Source organism: Amycolatopsis sp. NPDC104587 (assembly GCF_055583645.1).
Genome location: NZ_JBVJNO010000007.1, coordinates 365,207 through 378,519 on the forward strand (window position 1 = coordinate 365,207; position 13,313 = coordinate 378,519).

At 72.6% G+C, this 13,313-nt stretch carries 14 protein-coding genes; 6 read left to right on the top strand and 8 right to left on the bottom strand.

Annotated elements, in window-relative coordinates:
* Positions 1-101: 101 nt before the first annotated feature.
* Genes ACZ61C_RS23735 through ACZ61C_RS23745 form a run of 3 tightly spaced genes read right to left on the bottom strand, consistent with a single transcriptional unit; the run spans position 102 to position 3,674 of the window.
* On the bottom strand, positions 102-2,276 hold the full coding sequence (locus ACZ61C_RS23735) for a xanthine dehydrogenase family protein molybdopterin-binding subunit (protein WP_465309981.1): 2,175 nt from the start codon (positions 2,274-2,276) through the stop codon (positions 102-104).
* The gene (locus ACZ61C_RS23740; RefSeq protein ID WP_465309982.1) at positions 2,273-3,235 is read right to left on the bottom strand and encodes an FAD binding domain-containing protein; all 963 of its coding nucleotides are present in this window, start codon (positions 3,233-3,235) and stop codon (positions 2,273-2,275) included. Before ACZ61C_RS23740 ends, ACZ61C_RS23735 begins: the two co-directional genes overlap by 4 nt.
* Entirely contained in the window at positions 3,222-3,674 is a 453-nt protein-coding gene (locus tag ACZ61C_RS23745) for a (2Fe-2S)-binding protein (protein WP_465309983.1), read from the bottom strand. The genes ACZ61C_RS23740 and ACZ61C_RS23745 overlap by 14 nt, the downstream gene beginning before the upstream one ends.
* Before the next feature lie 204 nt (positions 3,675-3,878).
* On the opposite strand from ACZ61C_RS23745, the gene ACZ61C_RS23750 reads away from it, so the two are divergent.
* Positions 3,879-4,445: a TetR/AcrR family transcriptional regulator gene (locus tag ACZ61C_RS23750; protein ID WP_465309984.1), complete on the top strand. Its 567-nt coding sequence runs from the start codon at positions 3,879-3,881 to the stop codon at positions 4,443-4,445.
* A gap of 229 nt (positions 4,446-4,674) precedes the next feature.
* Here the strand turns inward: ACZ61C_RS23750 and ACZ61C_RS23755 are convergent, their stop codons facing one another.
* The 3 genes from ACZ61C_RS23755 to ACZ61C_RS23765 all read right to left on the bottom strand — a co-directional run bounded on the left by ACZ61C_RS23755 (position 4,675) and on the right by ACZ61C_RS23765 (position 6,928).
* On the bottom strand, positions 4,675-5,835 hold the full coding sequence (locus tag ACZ61C_RS23755; protein ID WP_465309985.1) for an epoxide hydrolase family protein: 1,161 nt from the start codon (positions 5,833-5,835) through the stop codon (positions 4,675-4,677).
* A gap of 319 nt (positions 5,836-6,154) precedes the next feature.
* A complete protein-coding gene (locus tag ACZ61C_RS23760; protein ID WP_465309986.1) occupies positions 6,155-6,316 on the bottom strand; it encodes a hypothetical protein in 162 nt (53 codons plus the stop codon).
* 93 nt (positions 6,317-6,409) lie between these two features.
* Positions 6,410-6,928, bottom strand: a complete 519-nt coding sequence (locus ACZ61C_RS23765) for a winged helix-turn-helix transcriptional regulator (protein ID WP_465309987.1) — start codon at positions 6,926-6,928, stop codon at positions 6,410-6,412.
* A 95-nt stretch (positions 6,929-7,023) separates the two neighbouring features.
* Here ACZ61C_RS23765 and ACZ61C_RS23770 point away from each other — a divergent pair, with 95 nt between their 5' ends.
* Positions 7,024-8,457 carry an MFS transporter gene (locus tag ACZ61C_RS23770; RefSeq protein WP_465309988.1) on the top strand — a complete coding sequence of 478 codons (1,434 nt, stop codon included), beginning with the start codon at positions 7,024-7,026 and terminating at the stop codon, positions 8,455-8,457.
* A gap of 136 nt (positions 8,458-8,593) precedes the next feature.
* Here ACZ61C_RS23770 and ACZ61C_RS23775 read toward each other — a convergent pair whose 3' ends face one another.
* Entirely contained in the window at positions 8,594-9,139 is a 546-nt protein-coding gene (locus ACZ61C_RS23775) for a TetR family transcriptional regulator (protein WP_465309989.1), read from the bottom strand.
* A gap of 60 nt (positions 9,140-9,199) precedes the next feature.
* On the opposite strand from ACZ61C_RS23775, the gene bioB reads away from it, so the two are divergent.
* From bioB to ACZ61C_RS23790, 3 genes are read left to right on the top strand one after another with little or no spacing between them, the layout of a single operon-like run.
* On the top strand, positions 9,200-10,252 hold the full coding sequence (gene bioB / locus ACZ61C_RS23780; RefSeq protein WP_465309990.1) for a biotin synthase BioB: 1,053 nt from the start codon (positions 9,200-9,202) through the stop codon (positions 10,250-10,252).
* Positions 10,249-11,403, top strand: a complete 1,155-nt coding sequence (locus ACZ61C_RS23785; protein WP_465309991.1) for an 8-amino-7-oxononanoate synthase — start codon at positions 10,249-10,251, stop codon at positions 11,401-11,403. Before bioB ends, ACZ61C_RS23785 begins: the two co-directional genes overlap by 4 nt.
* Positions 11,404-11,415: 12 nt before the next feature.
* Entirely contained in the window at positions 11,416-12,189 is a 774-nt protein-coding gene (locus ACZ61C_RS23790) for a maleylpyruvate isomerase family mycothiol-dependent enzyme (protein ID WP_465309992.1), read from the top strand.
* A gap of 7 nt (positions 12,190-12,196) precedes the next feature.
* On the opposite strand, the gene ACZ61C_RS23795 is transcribed toward ACZ61C_RS23790, so the two are convergent.
* Positions 12,197-12,634 (bottom strand): SRPBCC family protein, encoded by a 438-nt coding sequence (locus tag ACZ61C_RS23795; protein WP_465309993.1) that lies wholly within the window; start codon positions 12,632-12,634, stop codon positions 12,197-12,199.
* Between the two features lie 66 nt (positions 12,635-12,700).
* On the opposite strand from ACZ61C_RS23795, the gene ACZ61C_RS23800 reads away from it, so the two are divergent.
* Positions 12,701-13,309, top strand: coding sequence for a TetR/AcrR family transcriptional regulator (locus ACZ61C_RS23800; protein WP_465309994.1), 609 nt, complete (start codon positions 12,701-12,703; stop codon positions 13,307-13,309).
* The last annotated feature ends 4 nt before the right edge of the window (positions 13,310-13,313 follow it).

Here is a 13,313-nt window from a genome sequence, read left to right on the forward strand (position 1 = left end):
ACCCCAACCACCCGGCACACGACTACACCCGCGCCGGCGGGCCAAGCGACAACCCCCCCCCCCCCCCCCCCCCCCCCCCCCCCCCCCCCCCCCCGCCGCTTTCAATCTTCGAGCAGATCTTCGATGGTGATCGGGATGTGCCGGACCCGGGTGCCGGTGGCGTTGTACACGGCGTTGGCGACGGCCGCGGCCATGCCGACCGTGCCGATCTCGCCGAGACCCCGCGCGCCGACCGCGTTGTGGAGCGTGTCCGGGTACTCGACGAAGTGGACGTCGACCGCCGGGATGTCCGCGTTCACCGGGAGCAGGTAGCTCGCGAAGTCACCGTTGGCGAGCCGGCCGTTCCCCTCGATCTCCAGGCCCTCGTGCAGCGCGGCCGAGACACCCCAGATCATGCCGCCCATGATCTGGCTGCGGGCCGCCTTGTCGTTGATGATCCGGCCCGCGTCGAACACGCCGAGCATCCGCGACACCCGCGCCTCGCGGGTCAGCCGGTGCACCCGCACCTCGCAGAACTGGGCGCCCCACGAGCTGAACGAGTGCTTGGTCAGCTCTTCGCCGGGCGCCGACGAGCCGGTCACCTCGAGCGTCTCCCGGCCCAGCGTCCGCAGCAGCTCGCCGAAGGTCATCGTGCGTCCGTCGGCGAAGACGCGTCCGTCGGCGTAGGTGACTTCGGCGCCTTCGAACGGCGCGCCGGGGTCCGACGCCAGGGCCACCAGCTCGTCGATCGCTTTGGTGGCCGCGATCATGATGGCCGTGCCGGCGCTCGCCGTCGCCGTCGAGCCGCCGGAGAGGCCACCCGGCGGGAGGGACGAGTCGCCGAGCCGGGGGGTGATCCGGTCGGCCGGGATGTCCAGCGACTCGGCGCCCACCAGGGACAGCACGGTGAGCAGGCCGGTGCCGGGGTCCGCGCCGCTCGTCGCGACCTCGGCGGTGTCGTCCGCCTTCAGCGTGATGCCGACCGTGGCCGGGAACCGCAGGGCGGGGAACATCGCCGTGGCCACGCCCATGCCGACGAGCCAGTCGCCGTCGGTGCGCGAGCCGGCCGGGCGGTGCGCCCAGCCGAACCGGCCCGCGCCGACGCGGAAGCACTCGTCGAGGTGCTTGCTCGACCACTGCAGGTCCTTGCCGGGCGGGGCGGTCGAGCTGTTCTTGATCCGCAGCTCGATCGGGTCCATGCCCAGCGCGACGGCCAGCTCGTCGATCGCGCTCTCCAGCGCGAACGAGCCGGGCGCCTCGCCCGGGGCCCGCATGAACGTCGTCGGCGGGATGTTGAGTGGCACCACCTTCTGGCTGATGGCCAGGTTCTGCGTGGCGTACCACTCGCGCGACGTGCCGTGCGACGTCGGTTCGACGAACGAGCGGGCGGTGTCGGTGCTGCACCACGAGTCGTGGCTCAGCGCGACCAGCGTGCCGTCCCGTTCGGCGCCGAGCCGCATCGTCTGGACGGTCGCCGCCCGGCCCGCGGTCGCGGTGAAGACCTGCTCCCGGGTCAGCGCGGCCTTCACCGGCCGGCCCAGGTCGCGGGCCGCCGCGGCGGCCAGGAACGCCGGCGCGGACGTCCGGCCCTTGCCGCCGAACGCGCCGCCCACGAACGGGTTCACGCAGTGCACGGCTTCCAGGTCCAGCCCCAGCGCGCTGGCCAGCTCCATCGCCTGCAGGTTCGAGGCCTGGTTGCCGCTGTAGACGGTCAGCTCGCCGTCGTCCCACACCGCGACCGCGGAGTGCGGCTCCATCGCGGCGTGGTTCTGGGTCGCGGTGGTGTAGGTCGCCTCGACGACCACCGGGCTCACGGCGAACGCGTCCTCGATGGACTCGACGCCGTCGGCCAGGATCTCCAGGGTCGGCGGCGCGCCGTCACGCGCGGGCGGCGCGTCCTCGGCCGTGGCGAGGCCTTCGGTCAGCGACGTCCGGGCCGGCAGTGCGCGGTAGCCGACGTTCACCAGCATCGCCGCGTCGCGGGCCTGCTCGAACGTCGCCGCGACGACAAAGCCGATCGGCTGGCCGTAGTAGGTGACTTCCTTGTCCTGCAAGGGAACCCACGTCTCGCCGAACAGCGGCGAGGTCGCCGTGCGCATCTCCAGCGGGTCGAACGGCGAGTAGACGCCGAGCACGCCGGGTGCTTCCCGCGCCGCGGAGAAGTCCATGGCTTCGATCTCGGCGTGGGCGATCGTGCTGAGCACGACGTAGCCGTAGACCATGCCGGGGAAGGAGTGGTCGGCGCCGTACTTGGCCTCGCCGGTGACCTTCAGCGGCGCGTCCAGCCGGGTGATCATCGGGAGCTCCCCTCGGTGAGTTCGAGCAGGGCGCGGACGAGAGTGCGCTTGAGCAAGGGCACCTTGAACGCGTTGTCCGGCAACGGGGTGGCGCCGTCGGCGGCCACCGAAGCGGCTTCTTCGAAGGCGGCCTCGGTCGCCGGGCGGCCCTTCAGGGCCTCTTCGACGGCGGGCAGGTGCCACGGCACCGTCCCGACTCCGCCGGCAGCGACCCGCGCGTCGGCGACGACGCCGTCCCGCACGTCCAGCGCGACAGCGGCCGAGCAGAGCGCGAACTCGTAGGACTGCCGGTCGCGGACCTTGACGTAGGTGGAGTTCACCGCCCAGTCCAGCCGCGGGACGACCACCTCGGTGATCAGCTCGCCGGGCCGCAGGTCGTTCTCCAGCGCCGGGGTGTCACCGGGGAGCTGGTAGAAGTCGCGAAGCGCGACTTCGCGGGTTCCCTCGGCGTCGGCCAGCTTCACGCGGGCGTCGAGCGCGACCAAGGCGACGGCGACGTCGCTGGCGTGCGTGGCCGCGCAGGAGTCGCTGGTGCCGAGGATCGCGTGCATCCGGTTGGCACCCTCGAGCGCGGGGCAGCCACTGCCGGGCTCGCGCTTGTTGCACGGCGAAGCGATGTCGCGGAAGTACGAGCAGCGGGTGCGCTGCAGCAGGTTCCCGCCGATGCTGGCCATGTTCCGGATCTGCTGCGACGCGCTCAGCAGCAACGCGCGCGAGATCGCCGGGTAGACGTCCGGGTGGGCGGCGATGGCGCTCATCCGCTCCAGCGCGCCGATCCGCAGCCCTTCGGTCGTGTCGATGCCGCGCAGCGGGACCTCGTTGATGTCGAGGACGCGTTGCGGCGTGAGGACGTCGAGCTTCATGAGGTCGACGAGCGTCGTCCCGCCGGCGAGGAACGTGCCGGGCGTTCCGAGCGCCGCTTCGACGGTGGTGGGGGCGGTCAGCTCAAAGGGACGCATCGGCCCGCCTCGCCTGCTCGACGGCCTTGACGATGTTCGGGTAGGCGGCGCACCGGCACAGGTTGCCGGACATGAACTCCCGCACGTCGGTGACGTCCTGCTCGACGGCGGCGACCGCCGACATGATCTGGCCGGCGGTGCAGAACCCGCACTGCAGCGCGTCCTGGTCGACGAAGGCCCGTTGCACCGGGTGCAGACTGTCCTCTGTGGACAGTCCTTCGACGGTGGTCACCGGCTGCTTCACGGTGGCGGCCAGGGTGAGGCACGAGAGCACGGGCCGGCCGCCGACGTGCACGGTGCAGGCGCCGCACTGCCCGCGGTCGCAGCCCTTCTTCGGGCCGGTGACCTCCAGGCGCTCGCGCAACGCGTCCAGGAGGGTGACCCCCGGATCGACGTCCAGGTGTTCGGTGGTTCCGTTGACTTCGAGTGATATGTCCACTGGTCTCTTTCCGCAGCTCGTCCGGTGCTGGACCCGACGGTGGTGGTGGCGGCGATCAGGTACCGGATATTCATCCGCTTGACCTGTTCGCGAGGCTAGCGGATTACAATCCGGTTCGCAAAGACGTGCCCGGCTGGAGTTGGTCCAGCTCCGGCGGTTCCTGCACTACATTCAGCCGAGACGGCCACAGCACCGGGAGGGACGATGACGACGGGTTCGGTCAGCCCCCGCCGCGCGGACACCCGGCGCAACCACGAACGCATCCTGGTCGCCGCCGCGGCGTCGCTGGCCCAGACGGGCGAGGTGTCGTTCAACGCGATCGCGAAGCAGGCCGAGGTCGGCGTCGGCACGGTGTACCGGCACTTCCCGACCCCGGAGTCGCTGATCCTCGCGGTGTACCAGCGGGAGGTCCGGCACATCGTCGACATCGTGCCGGTGCTGCTGGACAAGCACACCGCGGACGAGGCCTTCCGGGTGTGGGTGACCGAGCACCTGGCGCACTACATGATGACGAAGAAGGGGCTGGCCGACGCGCTGCGCACCGCCACGGCGTCCCGCGGCGAGCTCCCGGCGAGCGCCTACGACGCGATGGTCGGCGCGGTGGCGAGTTTGCTGGACGCCAACACCGAGGCCGGCACGGTGCGGCCGGGCCTCGAGCCGGTCCAGGTGCTGCGTGGCCTGGCGGGGCTGCTGCTCCTCGACCCGAACGGGAAGTGGGAGCGCGACGCGGAGAGCCTCGCCGACCTGCTCTGGCACGGAATGGCCCGTTAGGCGCCACGGCGTCCACAACAACAGCGGCAGGTAACACGCGACGGCCAGGACGTGCCGGGCCGGTTCGGCGAACCGCAGCCCCTCGATGTCGGGGAAGGCGCGAAAGGCGTACGCGACCGCGTCGGTGGTCGTGACCTCGGGGACCGGCCGGATGCCGACTGTCCGCGCCGCGGGGCCGGGAACTCCCTCCCGGGTATCGGACATCCTGTCCCGGGAGGGAGAACCGGACCTACTGGTCGAGCGAAGCGACGAACGCGCGGATGTCGTCGACGTAGACCTTCGGCTGCTCCAGCGCGGCGAAGTGCCCGCCCTGCTCGTACTCGCTCCATCGGCTGATGCTGGGGTAGTCCCGCTCGGCGAAGGGCCGGACCGGCAGCGCCGGGTCCTGCCCGAACACGGCGACCCCGACCGGGACGGTGACCGGGTCGGGGTCGACCCCGGGGGTGAAGATCTTGCCCAGGTGCGCGCCGGACTCGTAGTAGAACTGCGCCGACGACGTCGCCGTGCCGGTCAGCCAGTAGAGGCTGGCGTTGGTCAGCAGCCGGTCGCGGCCGACCTGCTCCTCGGGTGTCTTGACGGCGTTGTTCCAGTCGTGGAACTTCTCCACGATCCAGGCCAGCTGCCCGACCGGCGAGTCGCTGAGGCTGTAGCCGATGGTCAGCGGCCGGGTGCTCTGGACCTTCATGTAGCCCGACAGCTCGGCCTCGAACCGGCCCAGCCCGGCCAGCCGCGCACCGTCGGCTTCGGTGAGGGTTGCGAACTCGGCCGGGTCACCGGAGGGCACGGTGAGCAGCATCGACACGTGCGCGGCCTTGACCTGCTCGGGCGCGTGGTGGGCCAGCGCGAGGGAGATCAGCGAGCCCCAGTCGCCACCGGCGGTGACGTAGTCGCGGTAGCCGAGCTCCGCCATCAGGGTGGCCCAGGCGGCGGCGACGCGGTTGACGTCCCAGCCCGGCTCGGTGACCGGCCCGGAGAAGCCGTGCCCCGGGATCGACGGGATCACCAGGTGGAAGGCCTGCGCGGGGTCGAGCCCGTGGGCGGCCGGGTCGGACAGCGGGCCGATGACGTCGAGGAACTCGACGATCGAGCCGGGCCAGCCGTGGGTCAGCAGCAGCGGGGTCGCGCCGGGCTCGGGCGAGGTGACGTGCAGGAAGTGCACGTCGACACCGTCGAGCTCGGTGACGAACTGCGGGTACTGGTTGAGCTCCGCCTCGGCGGCGCGCCAGTCGTAGGTGGTCCCCCAGTAGGTCGCGAGCTCCCGGAGGTAGTCGGCGGGGACACCACGTTCCCAGCCGGGCACCGAAACGGCGGCCGGCCAGCGGGTCGAGGCGATCCGCGTCCGCAGGTCTTCGAGCTCGGAATCGGGGACGTCGATCCGATAGGGACGCATCAAGCTCACCTTTCCACGCCGGATATGGGTCCGACTACAGAGTGGGGAAGGCGGGCGGCTTCTGCGTCTTCAGCGTTGCTCAAAGAGTGCGAGGGCGGTTGAGCGTCTCGAGCATCCGCTTCCACCCCTCCCGGGTGGCCGGGTGCCGCCCATCCCGTGGCCCACCGGGTCCAGGTCCTCGGTCACCAGGTAGGACCCGCCGGGCATCGTGCGCACCATTCCGCTCTCCTGCCCGAAACCCCGGGGCGGGAGCTTGCGGCGGAGCTGCTTCAGGTCGCGCGCCATTGCAGCGTCGGACGGCTCCCCGGGGAGGGGTCCCTCAGCGCTTGCGGCCCAAAGCCTCCCGCTTCACAAAACCGATCACGCCGGTCGCCACGAACAGCACCGCGCCGACGATGATCAGCCAGAACAGTCCCTTGATCGCGATGCCCAGCACGACGAGCACGACCCAGATCACCAGCAGGCCCACCAGAATTCCCACGACAGCTCCCTTGTTCGACGGTCCGCCCGTGATACCCGCCGTCTCCGCGGTTCACTCCTGGGAGAAGGAGAATTCGCTTACGGTTGGGCATCGTCACCGGACGGGCCGGAGCAAAAGCCGCGGTTGGGACAGGGCCGCCGTGACCGGGTCGGCGTCCGGTGACCGCGGGGGCAGGCCCGGCCCCGGGGTGAGCACCGTGTCCGCGACCGGCACCTCCCCGCCGCAGCGCAGGCAGACACCCGACGGCGAGACCTCGCCGGCGCAGTCCGCGTGCACGAACACCCGCCGGGGGCCGGCCGGTGCGTAGTGCTCGTCGCCCCAGGCGGCCAGGGTGCGGACAACCGGCCAGAGACCCAGGCCCTTCGGCGTCAGCTCGTATTCACTGCGCTTGCCCGGGCCCGGCACGCGGGCGAGCACCCCTTCGCCGACCAGGAACTCGAGGCGTTCGGTCAGCACCGCGCGCGGGATGCCCAGGTGGTCGAGGAAGTCGCTGAACCGGCGGACGCCGAACACCGCGTCCCGGACGATCAGCAGGGTCCAGCGTTCGCCGACGATCTCCAGCGCGCGGACCATCGAGCAGGCCTGGTTGGTGTACTCACGCGGCAGTGCCATGGGCGCCAGTGTGCCACAGAAGAGTTCGCTCACCGAACCAACCGTGCTAGCCTCGCCGCGAAAGAGTTCGGTCACCGAATCAACGAGGAGCTCGCATGGAGCGCCGTCCCGGAGCCGTCCTCGTCGCCTCCGGCGGCGGGACCCTGCTGGCCCTGTTCGTCTTCACCGCGCCGCTGTCGATCGTCCCGGCGGTGACCGGCGGGCTCGGCGCCGGCGCGGTCGCGACGTCGTGGATCCTCAGCTCGATGAGCCTCGGGCTGGCGGTCGCGCTGCTGCCGGCCGGCGCGGTCGGCGACGACTTCGGCCGCCGACGCGTCTTCGTCGCCGGCGCCGTCGTGCTGGCCGCCGGGTCGCTGGTGTGCGCCGTCGCTCCCGAACCGGTCACGTTCGTCGCCGGCCGCGTCGTGGAAGGGCTCGGCGCCGCCGCGGTGCTCGCCTGCGGGCTCGCCGTGCTCGGGCCGGCCTTCCCCGACGCCACCGGGCGCGGCCGCGCGACCGGGGTGTGGGGCGCGTGCCTCGGCGCCGGGATCGCCCTCGGCCCGCTGGCCGGCGCCGGGCTCGACAGCTTTCGCACGCTCTACTTCGTCGCCACGGCTCTGGCCCTCGGGGTGGCCGTGCTGGGCCGGGTCCTGCTCGAAGAGTCGGTTTCGGGCCGGAAGCGGGCGGTCGACGTCACGGGTTCGCTGCTGCTGGGCGGTGGGCTCGCGGCACTGCTGGCCGCGCTGACCGAAGGACGGCAGAGCTGGACGAGCCCGCTGGAGGTGGCCCTGATCGTCGCCGCGGTCGTGCTGCTCGGCGCGTTCGCCGCCCACCAGGCGCGGACCGAAGACGGGATGCTCGACCTCACCCTGTTCCGGCGGCCGGCCCTGCTTTCGGCGACGATCGGCGCGTTCGTCGCGGGCGCCGGGGTCACGGCGCTGATGTCGTTCGTCTGCACCCTGCTCGAAAACGGCCTGGCGCTGACGCCGATGGCGGCGGCCCTGTCGGTCCTGGTCTGGTCGGCGACGAGCGTCGGCTCGGCCCTGCTGACCCGGCACCTCCCGGCCACGGTGCCCGGCGGCGCGCGGCTGAGCGCCGGCTTGGTGGTCGTCAGCTTAGGACTGGTGCCGATGGCCTTCCTCGGCCCGGACTCGGGCCGGGGCTGGTTGTACGCGGGCCTGGCGGTGGCCGGGCTCGGCACCGGCGTCGTGAACGCTTCCCTGGGGCGCGAAGCGGTGGCGAGCGTCCCGCCGCACCGGACGGGCATGGGCAGCGGGATCAACAACACGAGCCGGTACGTCGGCGCGGCGCTCGGGGTCACGGTCGTGACGCTGGTGGCGGTCCGCCCGCCGGTCACCCCGGCGAGCCTGCTCGCGGGCTGGGACGCCGCCGTGGTCGTGTGCCTCGTGGTGTCGCTGGCCGGCGCGGCCGCCGTCGCCGCGTTGACAGTCGTGGGCCGGCGGACGGGAAATGACCAAGGCGCCCGAGAGGCCAATGCCCAGGCGACGGGTCCGGTTCGATCCCGTTCGGCACGGCCGCGTGCCTCGTGACCCGGTGCGACGTCCGTGAGGTGCCGACTCGACGCGGTTCGGCAACGCGGCCACCGGCGGGCCCCGAGATCGTCGACGCGGCGCTCGACGACCTCGAGCGCACGGGCAAGCCGGGTGACCTCGTGGCGGGCGTGCCCTACGGCGACCGTCGCGGGCCGAGTCCACTGAGGATCGCGTCGACGCCGAACAGGAAGGCCTCGCCCGCTTCCGCGGCCCGGCCGGGGACGTCGTCGACGATCCCGGCGCGGACGAGCTCTTCCCGGTTCTGTTCTTCGGCGACAAAACCCAGCACGTAGTGGACGACGGTCCGCGCCGCCCAGCCGGCCCGGCGCGGCCCGAGCTGCTCGGCGAAGAGGCGGTGCAGCACCTGCGCCGGCACGAGGACGTCCGGGCGGTACGCCTGCACGAAGGACACCACTTCGGCGCCGTCGCGGACTTCGAGCAGCGCGCGGCGGAGGTCCTGGGCGACGGCGCGGGGATCGGAAGCCGACGCGGGGAGCTCCGCGAGGACGCGCTCCGCGACGACGGCGAGCAGCTCCTGCTTGCTCGCGACGTGGTAGTAGAGCGCACCGGGCTGCACGCCCAGCTCCTGGGCGACGCGGCGCATGGACAGGCTGCTCAGCCCGCGTTCGCGAAGCAGGTCGTACGCCCGGTCGACGATCTGGGCGCGCGTCACCTTCATGGCCCCATTGTGCCGGTCCCGGCTTGCCCGGCGAGGTCTGCCTCGCCTAGGATTTGACGGGTGTTCAAAACAGTCGATGACCTGGCCTCCCGGCAGCTGGCCGGCGGTGTCCTCGAGCGCGAGGACGCCCGGATGGTGCTGGAGACGCCGGACGAGGAGGTGCTCGGGCTGGTCGCCGCGGCCGGGCGGCTCCGGCGGGCCCACTTCGGCAACCGCGTCAAGGTCAACTACCTCGTCAACCTCAAGTCGGGCCTGTGCCCGGAGGACTGCGGTTACTGCTCGCAGCGGCTCGGGTCGTCCGCGCAGATCCTCAAGTACTCGTGGCTTTCGGCCGAGGAGACCGTCCGGCAGGCCACCGCGGGCATCCACGGCGGCGCGTCCCGGGTGTGCCTCGTCGCGAGCGGCCGCGGCCCGAGCGACCGCGACGTCGACCGTGTCGCCGGGGTGGTCGAGGCGGTCAAGTCCGCGCACGCCGGGGTCGAGGTGTGCGCGTGCCTCGGGATCCTGCGGGAGGGGCAGGCCGAGCGGCTGCGCGACGCCGGTGTCGACGCCTACAACCACAACCTGAACACGAGCGAGTCGCGGTACGCGGAGATCTGCACGACCCACGGGTACGACGACCGGGTGGCGACGGTCGAAAAGGCCAAAGCCGCGGGACTTTCCCCGTGCTCCGGCCTGATCGTCGGCATGGGCGAGACCGACGACGAGCTGATCGACGCGCTCTTCGCCTTGCGCGCCTTGGACAGCGACTCGATCCCGGTGAACTTCCTGATGCCGTTCGAGGGCACCCCGCTCGCCGGCACGTGGGAGCTGACGCCGTTGCGCGCGCTGCGGATCCTCGCGCTGGCGCGGTTCACCTGTCCCGACCGGGAAGTCCGGATGGCGGGCGGGCGTGAGATGCACCTGCGTTCGCTGCAGCCGCTCGCGCTGCACGTCGTGAACTCCTTGTTCCTGGGCGACTACCTCACCAGCGAGGGGCAGGCCGCGCGGGACGACCTGGCGATGATCGCCGACGCCGGGTTCGAGGTCCTCGGCGCCGGAGAACACGAACACCGCACGACGCCGTCGATCCGGACGCGCGGCGCCGGGACCACCGACCCGGCCAACGCATGACCGCGATGCACGACTGGCTCGCCGCCGCGGACACCGACCGGCGGCGGGCCGGCCTGGTCCGCCGCACCGACGTCCGGCGGCATCCGCGGTCCTGGCCCGGGCGGCTGGACCTGGCGTCGAACGACTACCTCGGCCTCGGCGCGGATCCCCGGGTGCGCGCGGCCGTGACACGGGCCATCGAAGAGTACGGCGCCGGAGCCGGCGCTTCGCGCGTCGTGACCGGGACGGCCGCCTGCCACGCGGAGCTCGAAACGGAACTGGCGCGGCTCACCGGACAGCCGGCGTGCCTGGCCTTCTCCAGCGGCTACGCGGCCAACGTCGGCCTGCTGACGGCGCTGGGCTCCCCGGACACGCTGCTGGTGTCCGACGCGCACGTGCACGCGTCGCTGATCGACGGCGCCCGGCTTTCCCGTTCCCCGGTGGAAATCTGCCCGCACGGCGACCTGGACGCGCTCGAGCGGCTGCTCCGCGAGCGCACGCAACCCCGCGCCGTGGTGGTTGTCGAGTCGATCTATTCGGTGCTGGGCGACGCGGCGGATCTCGGGCGGACCGCGGCACTGTGCGCGGAGTACGACGCGTTCCTCGTGGTGGACGAAGCCCACGGCATCGGCGTCGCCGGGCAGGGGAGCGGCGCGGTCCACGCGGCCGGGCTGGCGGGCGCCCCGCACGTCGTCGTGACGGCGACCCTGTCGAAGGCGCTCGCGACCCAGGGTGGCGCGGTGCTGGGCTCACCGTTGCTGCGGGAGCACCTGGTCAACACCGCGCGCACGTTCATCTTCGACACGGGCCTCGCGCCCGCCGCGGCGGCGGGTGCGGCCGAGGCCTGCCGGATCGTCACCGCCGAACCGGGGCGGGTCGCGCAGCTGCACGACGTCGCCGCGGTGATCGCGGAGGCCGCGGGAGTGCCGCGGGCGCCCGGCGCGGTGCAGTCGATCCCCGCGGACTCCGCGGAGCAGGCCGTGGCTGCGGCGGACCGCCTCGACGCGGAAGGGATCATCGTCGGCTGCTTCCGCCCGCCGAGCGTCCCCGACGGCGTCTCGCGGCTGCGGCTGGTCGCCCGGGCCGGGGTCGATCCCGAGCGGGCGAGGTACGCCGCCGGACTGGCGGCGCGGTGGTCACGAGCGGAGCGGAACATCCCCGTCCACTCGTGAGTTGAGCGTGGCATGAGTGAACTCGTGGACCGCACGATCGCCGCCCTCCGTTCCGAGCACGACACGCTCGCCGCCCTCGCCCGCGTCCTCACCGACGCCCAGCTGGCCACCACCAGCGGCGCTTCCGAATGGACCGTCGCCCAGGCGCTTTCGCACCTCGGCAGCGGCGCGGAGATCGGCCGCGCGCCGATCGCCCGGGCCGCCGGCGAGACCGTGCCGGCCGAAGAGAACCAGACGATCTGGGCCCGCTGGGACGCTTCCACGCCGCGAGAGCAGGCCGAGGGTTTCCTGGAGCACAACGCCCGCTGGCTCGAGACGGTCGAAGCGCTCACGCCCGAGCAGCGCACGTCGCTGACCGTCGACCTCGGGTTCCTGCCGGAGCCGGTCCCGCTGCTGACCGCCGTCGGCATGCGGCTCAGCGAGGTGGCCAACCACTCCTGGGACGTGCGGGTGGCCTTCGACCCCGACGCCGGGGTGAACGCCGGTTCGGCCGCGGTGCTGCTCGACCTCCTCACCGGGCCGGTCGGGTTCATGCTGAGCTTCCTGGCGAAGCCGGCCGAGCTCGCGGACCCGGTGTCGATGGCGGTGCCCGGCGGCGGCCTGGTGATCGGCGACGCCGTCACGGTGGTCGACCACCTCGAGGCGCCGTCGGCGACGTTCAACGGCCCGGCGGAGGCGTTCGTCCGGCTGGTCAGCGGCCGGCTCAAGGCGCCGTACGACCGCGGGGTCACCGTCGAAGGCACCGTCACGCTCGACGACCTGCGTCGCGTGTTCCCGGGTTTCTGACCCGCGGTCACCAGTCTCGCTCGGCCAGGACTTTCGGCAGCCCTTCGGTGAGCATGCGGCGCCGGACCCGGTGCAGCAGGCGGGCCATCAGGAAACCGCCGGCACCGCGGAACCCGGTGTGGTGGTAGGTCAGCCGGGTTCCGGCGGCGGTCTCGGCCAACCGGCACACCACCGTGCTCGGGGCGTCGGACTCCTGGTTGCGCCAGCTGAAGCTCAGCAGTTCCGGCGCGTCCGCTGCGAGGACCTCGCAGCGGACGATGCCGTCCCAGCCCGGGACCGGGCGGCCGACGAACCGGAATCTCGTGCCCACCTCCGCGGTGAAGCCTTCGGGACGGCCGCCGCGGCCGGTCGACGTCCAGCGGGGGACCAGGGCCGGGTCGGTGAGGGCCTGCCAGACCCGCGCCCGGGGGTGGGCGTACTCGCGGACGACCTCGAACTCGCTCATGCGATGCCTCCAGTGGCCGTAAAGTTACAGTCACTGTAAACAGTACTCGCGCTGTACGATGGCGTGGTGGAGTCGTTGCGAGACCGGCGGAAGCGCGAGCTGCGGGAGCTGCTGTCCGCGACGGCGACCCGGATGTTCGCGGAACAGGGGTTCGAGGCCGTCCGCGTCGCCGACGTCGCGCGCGCCTGCGGGGTCACCGAGAAAACCGTCTTCAACCACTTCGGCAGCAAGGAAGCCCTGCTGGCCGACCGGTGGGACGTCCAGATCGACGCGCTGGCCGAGGGGCTCGCGGATCCCGCGACCGCGCCGCTCGACGCGGCGCTGGCGGTGCTCGGCGCGGAGCTCGACTTCCTGGTCGCGTCGGCCCGGCAGCACGGACTGCCGGCGGTGCGCCGGTTCGGCCGGCTGATCCGTTCGACCCCGGCCCTGGTCGCGCACGGCCGTGAGGCTCACGACCGGCTGACCGACGCGGCGGCGACCGCGTTGGCCGGCCGGTCCGGCGCCCCGGTGACCGACCCCGCCGTCCGCATCACCGCGGCGGCGGTCGCCGGGTTGTGGAATGTCTACGCCCACAGTCTCCAGCGTCACCTCGACGAGGGCAGCGCGGCTCGCATCGCGCGGGCCGTCCGCGCCGATCTCGAGTCCGCGGCCGAGACGCTGCGCCGCGGCCTCTGACCCG

What these genes read in the sequence shown, in the direction of transcription:
- ACZ61C_RS23765 (WP_465309987.1), bottom strand. Translation starts at nt 6,928, where the DNA reads ATGGCACTGCCGCGTGAGTACACCAACCAGGCCTGCTCGATGGTCCGC.
- ACZ61C_RS23785 (WP_465309991.1), top strand. Translation starts at nt 10,249, where the DNA reads ATGACCGCGATGCACGACTGGCTCGCCGCCGCGGACACCGACCGGCGG.
- ACZ61C_RS23795 (WP_465309993.1), bottom strand. Translation starts at nt 12,634, where the DNA reads ATGAGCGAGTTCGAGGTCGTCCGCGAGTACGCCCACCCCCGGGCGCGG.
- ACZ61C_RS23770 (WP_465309988.1), top strand. Translation starts at nt 7,024, where the DNA reads ATGGAGCGCCGTCCCGGAGCCGTCCTCGTCGCCTCCGGCGGCGGGACC.
- ACZ61C_RS23775 (WP_465309989.1), bottom strand. Translation starts at nt 9,139, where the DNA reads ATGAAGGTGACGCGCGCCCAGATCGTCGACCGGGCGTACGACCTGCTT.
- ACZ61C_RS23790 (WP_465309992.1), top strand. Translation starts at nt 11,416, where the DNA reads ATGAGTGAACTCGTGGACCGCACGATCGCCGCCCTCCGTTCCGAGCAC.
- ACZ61C_RS23750 (WP_465309984.1), top strand. Translation starts at nt 3,879, where the DNA reads ATGACGACGGGTTCGGTCAGCCCCCGCCGCGCGGACACCCGGCGCAAC.
- ACZ61C_RS23735 (WP_465309981.1), bottom strand. Translation starts at nt 2,276, where the DNA reads ATGATCACCCGGCTGGACGCGCCGCTGAAGGTCACCGGCGAGGCCAAG.
- ACZ61C_RS23740 (WP_465309982.1), bottom strand. Translation starts at nt 3,235, where the DNA reads ATGCGTCCCTTTGAGCTGACCGCCCCCACCACCGTCGAAGCGGCGCTC.
- ACZ61C_RS23755 (WP_465309985.1), bottom strand. Translation starts at nt 5,835, where the DNA reads ATGCGTCCCTATCGGATCGACGTCCCCGATTCCGAGCTCGAAGACCTG.